Source organism: Arthrobacter sp. ZGTC412 (assembly GCF_002929215.1).
Taxonomy (GTDB): domain Bacteria; phylum Actinomycetota; class Actinomycetes; order Actinomycetales; family Micrococcaceae; genus Arthrobacter.
This window is the reverse complement of sequence record NZ_PJII01000012.1, coordinates 53,878-72,327: the sequence shown is the minus strand read 5'-3', so window position 1 is coordinate 72,327 and position 18,450 is coordinate 53,878. Positions and strand designations below refer to the sequence as shown.

The 18,450-nt window shown below is 66.2% G+C and carries 14 protein-coding genes; 4 read left to right on the top strand and 10 right to left on the bottom strand.

What is annotated here, in order from left to right; all coding sequences use genetic code 11:
• Positions 1-41 precede the first annotated feature (41 nt).
• Together CXQ88_RS14165 and CXQ88_RS14160 are read right to left on the bottom strand one after the other, a co-directional pair.
• Positions 42-1,556: an MFS transporter gene (locus CXQ88_RS14165; protein WP_104044797.1), complete on the bottom strand. Its 1,515-nt coding sequence runs from the start codon at positions 1,554-1,556 to the stop codon at positions 42-44.
• Between the two features lie 88 nt (positions 1,557-1,644).
• On the bottom strand, positions 1,645-1,965 hold the full coding sequence (locus CXQ88_RS14160) for a GYD domain-containing protein (protein ID WP_104044796.1): 321 nt from the start codon (positions 1,963-1,965) through the stop codon (positions 1,645-1,647).
• Positions 1,966-2,300: 335 nt separating this feature from the next.
• Between CXQ88_RS14160 and CXQ88_RS14155 the strand changes: the two genes are divergently transcribed.
• A complete protein-coding gene (locus tag CXQ88_RS14155) occupies positions 2,301-3,806 on the top strand; it encodes a nitrilase-related carbon-nitrogen hydrolase (protein ID WP_181037522.1) in 1,506 nt (501 codons plus the stop codon).
• A 117-nt stretch (positions 3,807-3,923) separates the two neighbouring features.
• Positions 3,924-4,925, top strand: a complete 1,002-nt coding sequence (locus CXQ88_RS14150) for a bile acid:sodium symporter family protein (RefSeq protein ID WP_104044794.1) — start codon at positions 3,924-3,926, stop codon at positions 4,923-4,925.
• 96 nt (positions 4,926-5,021) lie between these two features.
• Here the strand turns inward: CXQ88_RS14150 and CXQ88_RS14145 are convergent, their stop codons facing one another.
• From CXQ88_RS14145 to CXQ88_RS14115, 6 genes are all read right to left on the bottom strand, one after another.
• Entirely contained in the window at positions 5,022-5,798 is a 777-nt protein-coding gene (locus tag CXQ88_RS14145) for a type 1 glutamine amidotransferase domain-containing protein (RefSeq protein ID WP_104044793.1), read from the bottom strand.
• A gap of 82 nt (positions 5,799-5,880) precedes the next feature.
• Positions 5,881-7,224: a BTAD domain-containing putative transcriptional regulator gene (locus CXQ88_RS14140; RefSeq protein ID WP_258061877.1), complete on the bottom strand. Its 1,344-nt coding sequence runs from the start codon at positions 7,222-7,224 to the stop codon at positions 5,881-5,883.
• Between the two features lie 774 nt (positions 7,225-7,998).
• Entirely contained in the window at positions 7,999-9,342 is a 1,344-nt protein-coding gene (locus tag CXQ88_RS14130) for a GntP family permease (RefSeq protein WP_104044791.1), read from the bottom strand.
• Positions 9,343-9,443: 101 nt separating this feature from the next.
• Positions 9,444-10,439 (bottom strand): NAD-dependent epimerase/dehydratase family protein, encoded by a 996-nt coding sequence (locus tag CXQ88_RS14125; protein ID WP_104044790.1) that lies wholly within the window; start codon positions 10,437-10,439, stop codon positions 9,444-9,446.
• Complete coding sequence (locus tag CXQ88_RS14120) at positions 10,436-13,132, bottom strand: alpha/beta fold hydrolase (RefSeq protein ID WP_104044789.1); 2,697 nt, start codon at positions 13,130-13,132, stop codon at positions 10,436-10,438. Before CXQ88_RS14120 ends, CXQ88_RS14125 begins: the two co-directional genes overlap by 4 nt.
• Positions 13,126-14,148: a 3-oxoacyl-ACP synthase III gene (locus CXQ88_RS14115; protein ID WP_104044788.1), complete on the bottom strand. Its 1,023-nt coding sequence runs from the start codon at positions 14,146-14,148 to the stop codon at positions 13,126-13,128. The genes CXQ88_RS14120 and CXQ88_RS14115 overlap by 7 nt, the downstream gene beginning before the upstream one ends.
• A gap of 253 nt (positions 14,149-14,401) precedes the next feature.
• On the opposite strand from CXQ88_RS14115, the gene CXQ88_RS14110 reads away from it, so the two are divergent.
• The gene (locus CXQ88_RS14110) at positions 14,402-14,653 is read left to right on the top strand and encodes a hypothetical protein (RefSeq protein ID WP_104044787.1); all 252 of its coding nucleotides are present in this window, start codon (positions 14,402-14,404) and stop codon (positions 14,651-14,653) included.
• Positions 14,654-14,721: 68 nt separating this feature from the next.
• On the opposite strand, the gene CXQ88_RS14105 is transcribed toward CXQ88_RS14110, so the two are convergent.
• On the bottom strand, positions 14,722-15,204 hold the full coding sequence (locus CXQ88_RS14105) for a hypothetical protein (RefSeq protein WP_104044786.1): 483 nt from the start codon (positions 15,202-15,204) through the stop codon (positions 14,722-14,724).
• A 161-nt stretch (positions 15,205-15,365) separates the two neighbouring features.
• Here CXQ88_RS14105 and CXQ88_RS14100 point away from each other — a divergent pair, with 161 nt between their 5' ends.
• Positions 15,366-18,062 (top strand): PEP/pyruvate-binding domain-containing protein, encoded by a 2,697-nt coding sequence (locus CXQ88_RS14100; protein ID WP_104044785.1) that lies wholly within the window; start codon positions 15,366-15,368, stop codon positions 18,060-18,062.
• Between the two features lie 7 nt (positions 18,063-18,069).
• On the opposite strand, the gene CXQ88_RS14095 is transcribed toward CXQ88_RS14100, so the two are convergent.
• Complete coding sequence (locus CXQ88_RS14095; protein ID WP_104044784.1) at positions 18,070-18,336, bottom strand: hypothetical protein; 267 nt, start codon at positions 18,334-18,336, stop codon at positions 18,070-18,072.
• Positions 18,337-18,450: the final 114 nt, after the last annotated feature.

Here is an 18,450-nt window from a genome sequence, read left to right as displayed (position 1 = left end):
CTCCCCCTCACAGGTGAGCACCGTCGTCGAACACCCGTGCGTTACATCACCGTCGGCTTCCCGGGCCGCTCCTTGTGCTCCGCCCGCGCGATCTCGAAGCTGCTCTCGAACGGCAGCGATTCCACGTCCAGCAGCGGGTTGTTGTCCTGCGTTTCCACCAGCTTCCGGGCGTCTTCCTCCGACTCCACGCTGGGCATGGACCCGGGCAGGTGCCGCCCGGCCGATTCGGGCAGGAACCGGATAGCCACGGCAGCAATGGCGGCCACAGCCATGAGGTAGTACGCAATCGCCATGTCGTCACCGGTCAGCTCGATCAGGGCCGCAATGATGAACGGGGCCGTCCCGCCGAAGATCGCCACCGCCAGGTTGTAGGCGATGCCCATGGCGGAGTACCGGTGCTCCGTGGGGAACAGCGCCGGCAGTGCCGACGCCAGGTTTGGAACCGAGAACGCCACGGGGAAGGCGATCAGGGCGAGGCCAAGCAAAGTCATCGGGATGCTGCCCACCGCTATCGCCAGGAACGCGGGAACCGCGAGTACCACGGTGCTGAACGCCCCAATCCACAGCACCCGCCGGCGGCCGATCCGGTCCGAGAGCAGCCCGGTGAACGGGATGCACAGTGCCATCGCCACCAGGACCGGAATGGTCAGCAGTGTCCCGTCCACCTCGCTGTATCCCTTGTTGCTGGTCAGGTACGTGGGCATGTAGGACGTGAGGGCATAAGCCACGGTGTTGGCGGCCGCCGCCAGGATCATGGCCAGCAGGATGGGCCGCCAGTGCGCCTTCAAAATCCCGATCGGACCTACAGGGCGGAGCTCCTCTCCGGTCTCGGGATGCTTCGCCGCAACGGCTTCGGCTTCCTGCGTGGCTTTGAAGGCGGCCGATTCCTCGATCTTCATCCGGAAGTAGACGGCCACGACACCCAGCGGACCAGCCACCAGGAACGGGATCCGCCAGCCCCACGCCTCCATCTGCTCCTGCCCCAGGGTCAGCTGAAGGGCGGAAACCACAGCCGCCCCCGCCGCAAAGCCCAGGTAGCTGCCCATGTCCAGGAAGCTGACGTAGAAGCCCCGGCGGCGGTCCGGCGAATGCTCGCACACAAACGTGGTAGCGCCCGAGTATTCACCGCCGGTCGAAAAGCCCTGCACCAGCTTGAGGACAACCAGCAGCACAGCCGCCCAGATGCCCAGCACCGAGTAGCCGGGCAGCAGGCCGACGGCGAACGTTGCTACGGCCATAAGCATCAATGTCATGGCCAGGACCTTCTGGCGGCCGATCTTGTCGCCCAACCAGCCGAAGAAGACGCCGCCCAGCGGCCGGGCGATGAAGGTGGCGGCGAACGTTCCCAGCAGGAACAGGTTCTGCACTGCCCTGTCCGCTTCGGGCAGGAACACCGGCCCCATGGTGGTGATGAGGTAGCCGAACACACCCACGTCGTACCACTCCATCGTGTTACCGACGATGGTCCCGCCCAGCGCCTTCCGCAGCGTGTGGCGGTTCACGACATTGACGTCGGATACCTGTAATCGCCGCTGCTGCCGGTTGTGCTCTATCATTGTCCGCTCACCGCCGCCTCCGTCTTTGGGCCGGGCACACGCCGTCGTAATTTACGACGGCGGCCGCTCGACACAGTGCCAAACTCCCCTACTGTCCCGGCGCCCGGTAGGTGGGCGTCTTCTTGGCGGCTTCGTCGAGGTCTTCCACTGTCAGGAGCGGCTTCAGGCGTACGTTGACGTTCCCCGTGGAATTGATCAGCAGCGACAGTGCCGCCGCGCTTGCATCGTCCGGCGCCTCGAAAACGCCAAGGACGTCGTAGTAGCCAAATGCGTAATAGAAGCTTTCCAGCGTTCCTCCGACGGAGCTGAGGGCTTCCGTCAGGGCCTCGCGCCGCCTGGTGCCGCCCTCTTGCATGAGCCCTTGAATTCCTTTGCCCACGTACGTTGCTTCAAACAGATACTTCGGCATGGTCTTTCCCTTCCTGGATTCCTATTCCATCGGCCGCTCACCACACCGGGCGCAAGGAGCGTTGTTATTAGCACCCGGCAGTACGCCGAGTGCCGGGCAACCGTGCAGAAGTGCCCCAGACCGGGCGCCTTGTTCTGAATAAACGGGGCAGCTGACCCCGTTACCGCAGAACATATTCCTCCGGCTGCGGGCAGTCAATATGGAGGGGATACCTAATGACTGGTGCCTTCCGCAGGACCTTCCGCGCTGCCGGGAGGGGTGGCATCATGTGTGTGCCGCCACCTACCGGGAACTCGGCGTACGCATTCCCGGGAACACCATCCCGAGGAGTCAGCATGAAGAGGCTCGCTACCTGGATCTGGCTTGCCGTCGGCACCGCATTGCTGCCCTTCGCCAACCTCCAGACGCTCATCCCGCTGACGGCCTGGCTGGCTCCCGTCTTCTTGTTGCGTTTCACCCGCAGCCAACGGCTGCTGGTAGGGTTTCCGGTCCTGGTGCTGGCGATGTCGGGTGCGCTGCTCGTCGCGCTGCGAGGTGGCTTCTTCCCGGTTGTCGACGGACCCGGCTACTACCTTTTCGTCGCCGCACTCGGGCTGGGCGGCGCGCTGCCGTTCGCCGTCGACCGCGTCCTTGCGCCACGCCTGGCCGGCGTCCCGCGCACGTTAGTGTTCCCTGCGGCGGTGACAACCGTTGAGTTCCTGGGCACGATTGGCAATCCCTTTGGGACCGCCGGCAGCACGGCGTACTCACAATATGCCGGGCTGCCACTCCTGCAGCTGGTGTCCGTTACCGGCATCTGGGGACTGACCTTCCTGGTCAGCTGGTTCGCGCCGGTGGTCAACGAAGTGTGGGAGAGAGGGTGGTCACGCTCCGGCGTGGTGTCCCCGGCAGGGCTGTTCACGGCCGTCACTGTTGCCGCGCTGCTGTTCGGCGGGGCACGGCTGGCCTTTAGCGCGCCGGGCACGGAAACCGTTCGCGTCGCCGCCCTGGCACCGGACCGACACCTGTCCGAGCTGGCCTACCGCGCACCAGACCTTCGTGCGGCAAGTCCAGCCGAACGAGCCTCGGTGCGGGACGAACACTTCACACCGGTGCTCGATGAGCTGTTCGACCGGTCGGAGCTGGAGGCCATCGCCGGCGCGAAGATCATCGCCTGGTCGGAAGCCGCGGCACGGACGCTGGACGAGGACCAGACGAACGTCGTCGCCCGGGCTGCTGATCTGGCCCGCGAGCACGGTGTCTACCTGCAGGTTTCGATGATCGTGCAGTTGGCCGCAGGTGGCTCCGCTGACGGCGGCCCGGTGAACGAGAACCACGCCGTCCTGCTCGACCCGAGGGGTGCAGTGGTGTGGGACTACCAGAAGTCCAAGCCGACACCGGGCGACGGACAGGACCCCGGCCCGGGCATCATCCCGAGCGTCGACACGCCGTACGGGCGCCTGGCCACGATCATCTGCCAGGACGACTTCTTCCCCGATCTGGTCCGCCAGGCGGGAGCCGCACAGGTCGACATTCTCCTGCTGCCCTCCAGCGATTGGGACAGCGTCGCGGCTTGGCACGCGCAACAGGCACCGTTCCGGGCCATCGAGAACGGCGCGGCCGTGGTCCGCCCCACCCGCCAGGGCATCTCCCTCGCCACGGATTCACAGGGCCGTCTCCTGGGCCACAAAGCGGACTATTTTGTAACCGACACGCAAACCCTGGTGGCATCGGTGCCGACCGGGGGCTCCGGCACCTGGTACTCGGTGGTTGGTGACACCTTCGCCTGGGCCAGTACCGCTGGAACCCTGGTCCTGGCTGCCGCAGCCTTCCGGCCAAGACGACACCGCGGGGAGCAGTGACGAGCCAGACCGCCTGCCGTCCCGCCGCCGTCTATTCGCATATTCGCAATTTCGCTGTTTCGTCATCAATTCGCGCTGATTCCGAGACATGACGCTCACTGTGATAATCCGGTAGGTATATCTCCTTTATCTGAAACTTCCACGGCATCCGCCGCCGAAGAACGCAGCGCGCGCGTTGCCGTAACGCTGTTTCCCATTCTTATCCTCGCCGGAGGCGCCATCGCGCTTGCCATGCCAACTGCCTTCACCGGGCTGGCACCCTGGATCAACCCCCTTCTGGGAGTCATCATGTTTGGCATGGGGTTGACACTCACGCCCCCTGACTTCGCCGTTATCGCCAAGCGCCCCATCCCGGTAGTGATCGGAGTCGTAGCACAGTACGCCATCATGCCGTTCCTCGGCTGGCTGGTCGCGGCGGCGTTGGGGCTGCCGCCGGCCCTGGCCGCTGGCGTCATCCTGGTGGGCTGCTGCCCCGGCAGAACAGCTTCCAACGTGGTGTCCTACCTGGCCAAGGGTGACGTCGCCCTGTCTGTCGCCATGACCACCGTCTCCACCCTGCTCGCTCCCCTGCTGACACCGGTGCTTGCATTGTGGCTCGCCGGTCAGTACATGCCGGTAGACGCCGGTTCGATGGCGTGGTCCATCGTCCAGATTGTGCTGTTCCCTGTGCTGCTGGGACTTGTTGTCCGGATCTTCCTGCCCCGCCTCGTAGACAAGGCGCTGCCCGCCCTTCCCTGGATTTCGGTCCTCGCCATCACCATGGTGGTGGTTGCTGTGGTTGCCGGCAGCGCCAAGGCGATCTTCGCAGCGGGTCTGCTGGTTCTCGCGGCCGTAATTCTGCACAACGGGCTGGGCTATGCGCTCGGTTATGCTGCGGCACGTTTGTGCCGGCTGCCGATTCCTTCCAGGCGTACCACTGCCATCGAGGTGGGCATGCAGAATTCAGGTCTTGCAGCAGGGCTGGCGCGGCAGTACATGACTCCCGAAGCGGCCCTGCCTGGCGCCATCTTCTCGGTCTGGCACAACGTGTCCGGTGCAGTTCTGGCGGCTTACTGGCGCCGCCGCAGCACCCCTGCTCTCCGCAGCGGTGAGCCGGTTCCGGCGGCTGTCACGGAGTAGCCGTAAATTCGCTTGCTCCGGGTGCCCGCGCACGTCCGACAACTGACGGCCACCCCCGTTGTGGGGGTGGCCGTCCGTTTCAATGCGTTGCCGGTGTTAGTGCTCCGCTTCTGCGGCAGCCTTCTTGGCGTCTTTCTCGGCGTCCTTCTCGGCGCGCAGAGCCTCCGTTTCGTGCTGCTCCTCGGCTTTTTCCTTGCGGATGACCTTTGCGAAAAGCTTCTCCATCTCCTTGGCCACGCCCGCGGCTGAAGCCGGGTTCTGGCCGGTCACCAGCCGGTCGTCAACCACCACCTTCTCCTCAAAAACATCAGCGGAGACGTGGGTGGCGCCCTGTTCCTCAAGCCGGTCTGCCAGGAAGAACGGGATGACCTTGTCCTTCCCTGCGGCAACCTCCTCGTCGTTGGTGAAGGCGGCCACCTTCCGGCCCTCGACGAGGCGAAGCCCGTTCTCCAGTTCCACGTTCAGCAGGCCGGCCGGTCCGTGGCAGACCGCGCCCACCAGGCCGCCGGCGTTGTAGACGCCGGCCACCAGGTTCTGCAGGCCTTCACTGTCCGGGAAGTCCCACATAGTGCCGTGGCCGCCCACCAGGTAGACGGCGTCGTACTGGTCGGAATCAACGACGTCGACACGCGCTGTGTTGTAGAGGCCGGCGCGCGTGGTCTCATCCTCCGTGAAGGCAACCTGGATGGGATCCTTCGAGTCCACCTCGTCGCGCGGGGGCTGGCCGCCCTGGATGGAGGCAAAGTCCACGAAATGCCCGGAATCCTTGAACACCTTCCAGGGATGTGCAGCCTCGGCCACGTTGTAGCCGGTCTTCTCTCCGGTATCGCCGATCTCGGAAACGCTGGTCAGTACCATGAGGATTTTCTTCATGAAGTGCTCCTTTTCGTCCAACTCCCACCCTACGCCTGGCCCAATTTGGGACCCACACGACATAGCAGGGTCAGTTGCCGGGTTATGCAGCTGTTGGTATCGGCAGGGCACCAGTGGCGCTGCCCCATCCGGCCAGCAGGGACGGAGTCACAATCATGCTGCCCGTGCGGGCATGCCTCAAAGTGTCCAACATGGCTCCCAGGGAACCGTCTTTCGGGAGGAACCCGCAGATCCCCATGCGCGCTGCCTCGCGGAGCGCTTCGTGCGAGGGGTTGCCTGTCAGCATGATGGTCCGGGTCTCCGGTGCTTCCGCGAGGATGCGCTCGGCAGCTTCGAGTCCGCTGCCGTCGGGGAGATGCAGATCCATGATGACGACATCGGGTTCGAGGTTCCGGAACATGGTCACGGCGGATGCCACAGACTTTGCCACGCCTACACTCTGCAGGTCCGGCTCGCGGTCCAGCGCCCCGGCCAGCAGGTCGGAAAACGTGGTGTGGTCATCAACGATCAGGATTCGCAGACGTCCTGTTTCCGTGGCCACCGTGGGAATGGGACGGCGCTCCCGGTCCACGGGAGGGAGGCCGCGGAATTCCGCTGGCCCGGAAGGTGCTGCGGTGCTCCTCAGGAGCCTGGCGTGCGCCTCCCTCAGCACGGGCGCGGGGGCACAGCCCAGTTCCTCATCCATGACCCTGCGGCAGCGGTCAAAAGCCCGCAAGGCTTCCGTGTTCTCGCCATTCTGCTCAAGGCCCAGGATCAACGCCGTCCATGCACGTTCGTTGAGAGGATCCTCCTCTACCCCCGCGCCGCCCCAGGTAATGGCCTTGCCGGCCTCCCCCACGGCGAGCGCGGTTTCTGCAGCCAAGACGCGGGCAAGGCTGACGCGCGTTGCGTGTGCGGCCCGCTCCTCCTCTGCCCAGGCAGGCAGCAGCTCGTCTCCGAGCAGCGGAGCGGAGGCCAGGTCGAGTGCTTCCGTCAGCAGCGCGAGCGCTTCGCAGGGCTCCGCCTGGCCGGCCATTTTGGTCAACGTTTCAAAGCGGTCCAAGTCCAGTTCCACCAGTGACCGGTCGATGGCGTAGCCGCCGGTGACCGTCCGCAGGGGGCCGCTTCGTCCGGCACCGGGCTGCAGTTGACGCCGAAGGACACTGACATAGCTTTCAAGGGTAGGCAGCGCAACGGCCGGGAGGTTGCCGGCCCACAGCAGATCCATCAGACGGGTCTTCGAGACCGGTAAGCCGAAGTTCATCAGCAGTATTTCGAGTACCTGGCGGGGTTTGGGTCCGCCAAGGTCGCTGGCGCTCAGTTCGATGTCGCCGCGGCGAATCGTCAACGGGCCGAAAACTGAAATCTGAAGGGCCGGCGTCGTCGGCGACCCTTCGGGAACGGAGCCTGCGTGGCCAGTGTTGTTTGGCAGTTCCAAAGTAATCACGATGATTCCCCCAAAAGTAGACCGGTGGTGCGTGGTTCCCATTGAACTGGCGGGCAGACACACAAACCACAGTGCTCACTACTCGCTTCTTCAGCCACTTGTTCAGTCGGGTACTTGTTTTGAGGCGCGTGTACGCAAGTGGTGCACCGGAAACTCAGCAAGGAAACCTGCCCAGAGGCGGTTTGCGCTGGGGTGATTCTTGATCATGATCCATGCCGGAGGTTGGGAAAACTTAGGTACTGCCTCGGGGCACCGTCCGACCGCCGGTCAGGTGCCAGAGACGCGCTCACCGATCATCCGCTCTATTTCCGCCTCGTCCGGACACGGATGGTTGTCGATGGGGCACTGCCGGTCCCCATGAACCGGATCCATGCTTTCAGCGGTCTCGATGCACATCCTGCATACGTTGTCCGAGGCATGGAGCGATGACGGGTCAGCCGCAATGTAGCCGCAAAGGGCTCGACGCCACTCCAAGTCCCGGCAACAAACCAGGTGATCCAATTCCCCCGGGTTTTCGCTCAGCTCTTGCTGAGCTTTCCACCCAGGGCCGCTGCCCAATTCCATAGACCGGCTTCCTCAATTGCCTTCGGTTCTACGCTGATGTCCCAGTCATCGCTCCCCGAGGGCAAATATTCACATACTGCTCGCCCAATTGGACAATATTGGTAAACAGTATGTCCAGCACTGAACCGTCAACAAACCGTGTCCGTTAAGGGCATGACTAGCCAGAAAACGTTCGACCGTAGCCCCCTGGGAACTATCCGTCGGCCTTCCCTAGGGAATGAGCGCCACCGCCATGACCATCGGTAGTGAGACCAGCGAGGCGATTGAGGTGACCATCGTCAGCGTCTTGAAGGTCCCCTGGGTCGACAGTCCGAGCAGCGACTTGAACATCCAGAAAAAGTTGCTGTTGACCTGAAGAGCGAACATCGCGCCCGAGGCGATGGCGAGGCCTATGACGATCGGCGGGACGTCGATCGACCCGAGTACTGGACCGATGATCCCTGCGGCCGCGATGGCCGCCACCGACACCGACCCGATCGCCAGGTGCAGCACTGCTGCGATGAGCCAGGCAAGCAGGATGCTGAGGATGACCGGTGCCTCCGCGTCGGCAGTAAAGAGGCCGGCCAGAATACTGTCGAGCCCGGTCTCCCCGATAACGGCACCCAGCGACCCGCCAATGCCCGTGATGAGCAGGATCTCGCCGGTCGTGTGGAAGCCCTCGCCCATTGCCGTGTCCGTGCCCTTGGAGCCCAAGGTGCGCCGGCACAGCACATAAACACCGAGCAAACCGACGAAGAGCGCGAAGTTGGCGTCGCCGAGGAAGGCGATGAAGTCGTTGGAGAACCCGAACAGCTCCGCGAACGCACCGAAGGCGATCATCACCAGGGGCACGAGGATGGGCAGCAGGCAGACGAACAGAGGAGGGGTGGCGGTGTCCTCCTCGACCAGCTCGGTGGTCTCCAGTTCGACCATTGCTTCATCGACTTCTTCGTCCCTTGCCGCCTCCCAGTATCGGCCCCGCAGAAGCAAGCGGAAGATCAACGTGGTGGCGATGGCGGTCAACGGCCCCAGCACGAGGCCGTAGACCAGCCAGATGCCAAGAGGGATGTTCAGCAGGCCGGCGATGGAGACCGCGGCCAGTCCCGGGAGCACGAAGACGTAGCCGGCGAAGATCCCGGTCCCGAGTGCACCTGCCATGTGCGGCAACCCGGTCCGGCCGATGAAGGGCCCGGTCGAGCGCGCCACCGGAGAAGCCAGAACCACCTGCACGTCCACGTAGATCGAAGGAAAGATTGTCGCCATCGCAGCCGTTAGCGCATACGGAAGACGCCGCGCACCGACACCGTTGACGAGCATCGACACCATCTTCTTGAAGGCGCCCATCGCATGGAGCATCGCCCCGATGAGCACGCCGAAGCCGATGAGCAGGCCCACCTCACCCATGATTTCACCGAAACCGGTGGTGATCGCCACGATCGTCGCCGTGAAACCGACACCGGTCGCGAGGCCAAGGTAGAGCGAACCGATGATCAGCGAGATCACCGGGTCAACCTTGACCTTGATGATGAGCAGGACGATAACGACGATGGCTATCACGGTGTGAAGGGCGATCATTGCCCGCTCCTGCCGATAAGGGGAGTCAACTGGGACTAAGGTACCTCAACGAGTTCCTGCATAGAACAGGTATCGAAATGCCATGCGTCCTGATGGGTTGCCTATCGCTGTGGGACCCGCGACGCCGGCCCGGAACCATAGTGCTGGGCCAGCCTCGCCAGTCCCTCATCAAGCGAGACGGCGGGCGTCCAGTTGAGGAGTTCCTGGGTCTCGCGCTGGTCGAACCAGTGGGCGGTAGAGAGCTGCTCGGCGAGGAATTTGGTCATCGGCGGCTCTTGGTCCCGCCCGGCCCACGTCCAGACCTTCTCCACCACCGCCCCCGCCGCCCGCGCCACCGCACCCGGCACGGACCACGACGGCGCCGGGACACCTCCCGCAGCACAGATGCCCGCCAGCAGTTCGCCCACCGGGCGGGGCTCACCGTTGCTCACCACCAGGGCTCTGCCATGGACGTGTTCCATGCGGTGCAGCGCGGCGACGATGGCCGCGGCGGCGTTGTCCACGTACGTGGTGTCGATCAGGGCCGCGCCGGCGTCGAGCAGCGGCAGGCGGCCCCGGCTCGCGCGTGCCAGAACCCGTTCCACCAGTTGGGTGTCGCCGGGGCCCCAGACGATGTGGGGGCGCACCGCTGCGACCCGGAAGTCAGGAGCGTCCGCCGCCAGCGCCAGCAGCTCCGCCTCGGCCTTGGTCCGTGAATAGTCGCCGTGCGCATGCGCCGGGTCAGCCGGCTCCGCGCGCAGCCCGGCGATCGCGGCGCCTGAGTTAGCCACGGAAGGCGACGAAACGAACACCACGTCCCGCACCCCGGCCGCCTGCGCACAATGCAGCAGACGGCGGGTTCCTTCCACGTTCACCTCGTCGAATTCCGCGGCAAGGCCCGTGAAGGAGACTTTCGCGGCCAGGTGGATGATTCCTTCCGCGCCTCGAACTGCCTCCCGCAGCACCCCGTCGTCGGCCAGTGACCCGCGGAAGTCCGCAGCGCCGTGCACCCCTGAGGGGCGGCGCTGGAATGTCGCCACGTCATGGCCCTGCCGCACCAGCAGCCGGGCCACTTCTCCCCCAAGCAGCCCGCTTGCGCCGGTGACGAGAACCCTCACGGCTTCCCAGGACGTCCGCCGGCCAGCACCCGTGTCGCCCAGCGGGACAGGCGGGTCCTATCGATCTTCGCGTTGTGCCGGATGTCGGTGGGCTGCGCGGGGACGACGAGTACAGCAGAGACATGTACGCCAGCTTCAAGGGCCGCGCTGCGGACCCGCCCTGCGAGCTGCGGCTCAGCAGGGCCGGCCTTGCGCGCGGGAGGCAGGGTCTCGACGACGGCGACCACGGCCTGGGTGCCTGCCGGTCCCACCCCGGCGATCGCCGCCAGCCGGACGCAGTCCAGGCGTTCGATGGCCTGTTCGGAACCGACGGGCGTCACCACAGCACCGGGAGCTGTCACCACATGGGCGAGGCGTCCTTCCACCCAGAGCCGGCCGGCGGCGTCGAAGTGCCCCACATCGCCGGTGCGGTGCCATCCGGGCACACTGATGCTCTCCCGCTGGATCAGCCAGAGCCGGTCATAAGCTTCCTTGACGTGCGCGGCGCTGACCAGGATCTCGCCGGTCACTCCGGCCTCCGCCACGGGATGGCACCCGGGCGCGGTGCCGTCCGGCGCCAACGGGACCACTGCCACACGGGCGCCATGCACCGGCCACCCCACGCACACGCCGTTGCCGGCTCCGGCCACAGTGCCGGCGGCAGCCTCGGCGTCGGCCGCCTGGATCTGTTCGAGGCTGATGTCGGTAACCGGCAGCGCCTCGGTCATCCCATACGGGGTGTGCAGCGAGGCCCGCGGCAGCAGCCGCTGTACCTCTGCCAGCAGCGGTTCCGGGACGGCCGCGCCGGCAGACAGCAGCAACTCAATACCTTCCAACGCCTGATGCCCGGCCGCGCCCACACCATCCCGGGTGGCAAGGACGTTCCGCAAAGCCGCCGGCGAGGCGAAGACCACCGTGGCGTCGATGGCCGCGGCGGCGTCGGCGAGCGCGCTGGCCGTCAACGTGCGGGGTGCAGTGACATCCATCGCCGGCGTCACCGACACCGCCCCGAGGGCCGGTCCCAGCAAGGCGAACGGGGCGAAGCCCGCCACCAGCCGGGCACCGGAACGGATCCCGAAGGTTTCGGCCACGGTGTCCCGCATCGCAACCAGCTGCCGGTGCGTGTAGAGCACGCCCTTGGCGGGGCCAGTGGAGCCGGACGTGAAGAGAACCGCGGCCGGGGCATCCGGATCCGCGCTGTCCGTCAGCTGCCGTGAACCGCGGCCGGCACCGGAACGGGCCAGGGCTGCGAGGGAGGTCTCGACTCCCAGCATCCGACGGCGGGCGGCCGTGAGGTCCCGCACACTGATCCGCCGTCCCGGCCAACCGAGCACCGAGGCAGCCGCCAGCGCCTTGTCGATCCCGATCAGGAAATCGGGAGTAGCCCCTTTCACGGCGCGGCTCAAACCCTTGGTTCCCAGTCCGGCGTCGGCCACAACCACCACGGCGCCCAGCCGCAGGCAGGCGTAAAGGGCTATGGTCAAGTCCACCCCGGGCGGAACCATCAGGCTCACGCGGCTGCCGCTTCCCATTCCGGCTTCCCGTAGCCCCGCGGCGAGGTCCAGGATGTCCCGGTCCAGCTGCTGCCAGCCGAGCGAGCGGGCAACTGTGCCGTCCGGTGCCATTTCCGCGACGGCGGGATCTGCTCCCGCAGGCCCTGCCGCCTGCCCGCCGATCAGGTCCCACAGGGGCCGGAATGCCGCCGCCTCCGGCTCAGCCGCTTTGTTCAGCTCCTGGCCATCGGTCTTTGTGGCTTTCGCTTGCGGGGATTCGCTTCCGCTGGCGCCGCCTTGCGGGGCGAGCCACCGGAAAACCGGCGCGGCAATGTCCCGGTCCTCTGCCACCAGATGGCCGGCCCCTTCGAAGCGGTGCACGTCGGCGTGCGGAAGCCGGCTGAAAAGGTCCTTGAGGTACCGGTCGGAAAAGATGGGATCCGCGGGGCCCCAGAGCATAAGCACCGGGACCTTCAACCCGCGCAGCCCCTCCGCCACGCCGCTAAGCGCCGGAAAGCTGGGGTGGGAGTCGTCCACGGGAATATCCGCCACAAAATTCCCCACTCCGGCCCGGCGGTGGGCTCCGCGGTACGGCGCCATGTAGGCCTTGCGGATGTCGGCGGGCAGCGGCGGGTTCGCCAGCGAGTGCGTCACCCGCAGAAAGGCGTCCGACGTCGTGGTTCCCCAACCGTGTACGGCGGGGTGCAGGGCCAGCCGCAGGGCGGGCGGGATTCCCGAGCCGGAGGGCTGGTGGACGGCCGTGTTGGTCAGCACCACCCCGGTGAGGTGCTGCGGGTGCGCCAGGGCCCAGCCCAGGCTGATCACGCCGCCCCAGTCGTGGCCCACCGTAATCACCGGCCCGTCCAGGCCCAGTGCGTCCGTCAGGTCGCCGAGGTCGTTGATCCGGTCGGCCAGGCGCCGGAAGGTGCCGGTGCGCTCCGAGTAGCCCATGTCCAGCTGGTCCACCGCTATAACGCGCCACGGGTGGGCCGGATCCGATCCGGCCGCCAGCAGCGTCCGCCACAGATACGACCAGGTGGGGTTGCCGTGCACGCACAGCAGGGTTCCGGCGGGGGCCAGGCCGAGGCGGGAGAGTTCGGCGCCGTTGTCCAGCAGGTGCCAGCGGCGCACTGTGCCTGGCGCATCGGCGTCGGAGGTGGACGGCACATCGATTTCGCGCGACCATTCCGGGCGGACGCCGGGCCAGCTGGCGGTTACCAAACGATTTCCAGCATGGCGGTGTTCAGCCCGGATCCGACGCCCATGCAGAGGACCCGGTCCCCCGTCTCAAGAGATTGTGCTTCGGCGGCGAGGGTCATGGGGAGGGAGGCCGGGCCTACATTGCCCCAGTGCGGGAACGTGATGGGTACCTTGGCGGGGTCCAGGTCAATAGCGTCGATGATGGCCTGCGTGTAGGCATTGCTCACCTGGTGCGTGACGTACCGGTCCATGGCGGCCCAGTCCCAATCCGGCCGGGCTTCATGCCAGGCGTCGACGACGAGCTGGAGGCCGCCCTCGAGCAGGCCTTTTGTGTCGGTGGCCATGCCGTCAATGCCGCCCACGCACAACTCATGGTGTTCGGTGCCGGCGCGCATCACACCGCCGACGATCCGGTGCGCACCGGGGTGCTGGTCTGCGGGGCCGAGGACGGCGGCGGCAGCTCCCGAGCCCAGGGTGAGGGTAGCGAACTCCCGGTTGAAGTCCTCGCGTGTGGTCTCGGGCCGCTGGAGACGGGCCAATGTGGCCTCTTGCGTGGCCTCGGCATCCTCGGCGTTCACGATCACTGCGTACTTGATCTGGCCGGAGTCGATCATGCTGGCCGCCAAAGTTAGGCCGTTTACGAATCCGAGGCAGGCGTTGGCCAGGTCAAAGTTCATGGCCGACGACGGCAGGCCGAGTCCGTGGTGGATCTTCACCGCGACGGACGGTTCCAGATTGCGCCGCGTGACCGAGGTGTTGATCAGCAGGCCAACGTCTGACGCTTCGACGCCGGCCTCGGCCAGGGCCTTCGCGCCCGCTTCGGCGGCAGCGTCATCAAAGGACGTCCCGGGCGCCCACCAGCGGCGGTGCGTTACACCGGCAACGCGCTCAAGCAGCCGCGTGGGGAACTTCAGCCGCTGTAGGGTCGAAGCCAACCGGCGGTCGAAATCCGTGGAACTCACGATCCTCGGAGCCTCGACACTGCTTACCGAAAGCAGCGCGGTGTTGCTGTGCCGGAAGGTTGCATTCCCTGCCAATTCAAGCCCCTGTTCGTTTCCGTCCCGTTTGTACGGTGACTTTACGTTAGCTGACCGACCCGAAAGGCTAATGGTAAGCATGCTTAGGATATGGTACAGGTGCATCGACGGGCCGCCAACCCGGAAGAGGAACCATCACGCTGGCAGGCACGACCCGTTGCAGGTACCTGCTGCTCGTACGTCCGAAAATCGGGTAGTCAGCTCGCCGGGAAACGAGTTAGGCATACGGGCTGTTCCGGGCCTAAAATCAGCCATGGAAAAGGTTCCGGTGGCGATCCTGGTTATTGGTGTGGCTTTCGCCTGGCTGGGCTTGGCGGTAGTGGTACTCCTCCGCATGCGGCGCCGCAGGAACGGCTCGTCGCTCGTGGCTTCGGCTTCCCCTCCGGCTGACACCAGCAGCAACCATCCCAACCATCCCCGCCGGACCTGGCACCGCATCCGTCCGGTAACGGGTCAGGCCCCGGGACGACGACGCAGGTTGGGCGTCAGGAAAGTCCGCGGGTGAATGCGCCCACAGATCAATAACGACAGTTGGTGGGCGCAGGCCTGGACGAGGCTTCTGTTGAGGGGCTCCTAAATACGGCCCGCGGCAAGGTCCGGATCAGCGTTGAAATCCTCACCGCCGCTGTCCTGCCCCGGTGCGGAGGACACAGGTTCCTCATGTGCCTTCCGCAGGGACCGCCACACACCAAACCCGGCGAGGGCCAGAACAGCTGGGATCAACCACGCCACCAGCGATGCCGGCCGTGCAGCCTTGACAGGGCCGGGATCCACGATGTCCGCCGCGGCATGCGGCCCGACGCGCTTCAAACGTTCCTGGACCCGCGGAGTCAGCGTCTCCACCCCGCCCGCCAGCTCGTCAGCGAGCCGCCGCACTACCGCCTGGAGGCGGGGAGATGCGGTTTCAATGCCTGTATCGAGCCCAGCCACCGCTCGTTGCAGTGCAGTCTGCACTCCAGGGGTGGCCCATTCCCTCCCCTTGGCCAAGTGGGCCATGAGGTTCTCAGCAAGAGGGAGGACCTGCTCGGGTTCGTTTACTGGATTTGCCTTGCGCATGCTGCCTCCTGGGTGTGATGGATGCCCATAGCCTACGGTGGGCAGCGCCTCAGAAACACCCCTTCCCCTGGACTTGTAGCCTCCTGCCGGCTCCAGTGCCAGTATGTTCAGAACCAGGTTCACTGCAGGCGCCCGGCACCGGGCAGCAAGGACGCGCGGTTATGGCCTTTGTCGAGGATTTGGGCGATGTGGGACGGGACGACGCCGCCGTGGCCGGCGGCAAGGCCGTCGGGCTGGGCGGCCTTATCCAGGCCGGGCTGCCGGTCCCGCCGGGGTTTGTGTTGACCACCGCTGCCTACTCGCTGTTCGTCACTGAGAACCACCTCCAGTCCGCGATTCAGGACCTGGCCGCCCTGCCTCCGGAGTCGGCGCCCCAGGACTATAAGAACGCCTCGGAACAGATCCGGGACCTGTTCCGGAGCGGCACCATGCCGGCCGGGATCGCAACCGAACTGTCCGCGGCCTACGCGCGTCTCGACGGCGGAGACACAGCAGTGGCGGTGCGCTCCTCCGCCACTGCCGAGGACCTCGAATCGGCCAGTTTTGCCGGGCAGCAGGAAACCTACCTCAACGTCCGCGGCGTAGACGCGCTGACAGAAGCCGTAGTCGACTGCTGGGCGTCCCTCTGGACGGCGCGGGCGATTGCCTACCGCGCCCGCGAAGGCGTGGGACCGGAGGAGGTGCGCCTCGCCGTCATAATTCAACAGATGGTGGAGGCCGACGCGGCCGGGGTGATGTTCACGGCCAACCCCACCAACGGGCGGCGCGACCAGACAGTGATCAGTGCCGCGTGGGGCTTGGGCGAGTCGGTGGTCAGCGGGACCGTCACCACGGATGACGTGGTGGTCGACGCCGGAACCGGCACCGTGGTGTCGCGGCAGACAGCCTACAAGGAAGTCATGACCGTCTACGCGGAGAACGGCACCCGCGAGCAGCCGGTGGCGGCAGCCCGCCGTCGTACGCCTGTTCTTGATGACCGGGCGGCGGCCGAGCTGGCCGGCTATGGACAGCGGAGCGCGGATCACTTCGGCGTTCCGCAGGACATCGAGTGGGCGCGGGCCGGTGGCCGGTTCTTTATCCTGCAGTCCCGGCCCATCACGGCGCTGCCTGAACCGGCGGCCGACACCCCGGAGACTTGGCCCCTGCCGTATCCGAAAGGGCTCTACTTCCGGGCGAGCATTGTGGAACAGCTGCCGGACCCGCTCTCGCCGCTGTTTGCCGACCTGATTGACGGCTCCGTGGCGCGGTCACTCAGAGCCCTGATGGCCGAGGCGCTGGGCAAGAACGTGATCCGCGACGGCGACGTCGGGCTGCCCACCATCAACGGCTACGCCTACTACTATTACCGCAGCTCGGGCATGTGGCGGATGATGGGCAAGGCGCTGACGGCGGTGGGCGCGCTGGCCCGCGGCAAAGCACACATGGGAGTGGCCGGCTGGCGAGAGTTCTCGCATCCCCGGTACGAACGGGTGATCAAGGACTGGCAGGCGAAGCCGCCGGCGGAGCTCACCGGCGAGGAAATGCTGGCGGGTGCGCAGGCGCTGCTGGACGCCGGCACCGTGTATTACACAGCCGTGCAGTCGATCATTCCGCTCGCCGCCACCAGCGAAATCTCCTTCCGGGCGTTCTACGACAAGCTCGTCCGGCGCGACGGCGATCCTCCGGCCCAGACGTTCCTCCTCGGCTACGACAGCGAACCCATCCGCGCGGAGAAGTCACTGTACGATCTGGCGGGCTGGGCCCGCAGCGATCCCGGGCTGGTATCGGCTTTGCTGGAACGGCCGACGGCGGTACTAGCCGAGTGCCTGCGTACCGGTTCGCCGCCCGAAGGGGTGGACGGCGTCCTGTGGCAGGAATGGCGTTTCGCCTTCCGGGAGCACCTGGGCCTCTTCGGCCATGCAGTCTACAACCTCGATTTCGCCAGCCCTGTGGCGGCCGACGATCCGTCCGCCCTGCTGGAAACGGTGAAGTTCTACCTGCGCGGGCAGGGCACGGACCCGCATGAGCGGCAGCGGCAGTTGACCGAGCGACGGGAGTCGCTCACTGACCAGATGGCCGGCCGGCTGGGCCCGCGCCGCCGGGACGCCTTCCTCCGGCTGCTCCGGTGGGCGCAGGACCTCGCACCGCTCCGCGAGGACGCGCTGGCCGACGTCGGTCTGGCCTGGCCGCTGCTGCGGCAGATGCTGCTCGAGCTGGGGCAACGACTGGTGGACTCGGGCGTCATCGCTTCGCCGGACGACGTGTTCTGGCTGCGGTACCAGGAGCTGCGGAGCGCCGTCGAGTTCGGCCTCGCCGCGCCCGGTGGACGGACTGAGGCCCGGGCCGCCGTCGTCATTGCCGGAGCTGAGCGGCCGGTCCGCGCCGCCGCCGTCGAGGAGCGGAGGATGCTGTGGCGGGGCCAGGCGAAGGCCGCCGCCCCGCAAATGCTTCCCGAGAGCCGGTGGATGGAGCGGGCCTTCGGGTCGATGATGCCGGCAGGCTCGCAGCACCAGAGCGGCGACATCATCAAAGGCGCCGGAGCCAGTGCGGGCCGGGTCAGCGCTCCCGCCCGGGTGCTGGCCGGGCCGCAAGACTTTGGTCAGATGGAGCCCGGGGACGTCCTGGTGGCCCGCATCACCACTCCCGCATGGACGTCGCTTTTTGCGATGGCCTCCGCGGTGGTGACCGACGTCGGCGGCCCGCTGAGCCACAGCTCCATCGTGGCCCGCGAGTACGGCATCCCTGCCGTCCTCGGCACGGGAGTGGCCACACAGCGGATTGCCACCGGCCAGCAGATCAGCGTGGATGGCGACGCCGGCACGGTCACGATTGAGCGGCAGGCTGCTGCGGTGCCTGGTGACGATACCGCGGGTGCCTGAGCGCCGGCTACTCCCCCATCCCGGGATGAACCGGAACGAAGTCAATCTTGTTGCCGGAGTTCGTCCGGCCCGACGACGTCCTGGAGTATCCCCGCGCATCGAGATCGTTCTTGGCGCGGAAATCAGCGAGCGCTGCATCGTAGGCGTTATTCAGAGTCTGGCCTGAGAACTCACCGGTGGTGCCGTCGGTGAAAGTGATGCTGATTCGGACGCTGGCGGGGTAGTGCCGGCTCATCCGGATAAAGCCTTCTGCGTCCTGTTGGAGAGTAATCAAGGGAATCTGCTTTCGTTGTGGGGCAAAACTCCAGTCTGACGCAGATTGCAACTGGCAGGTACCAGCAGGGCCCCCCAACGCGTGCCGCATCTGCACCGAGGCCCTTAGTTCACC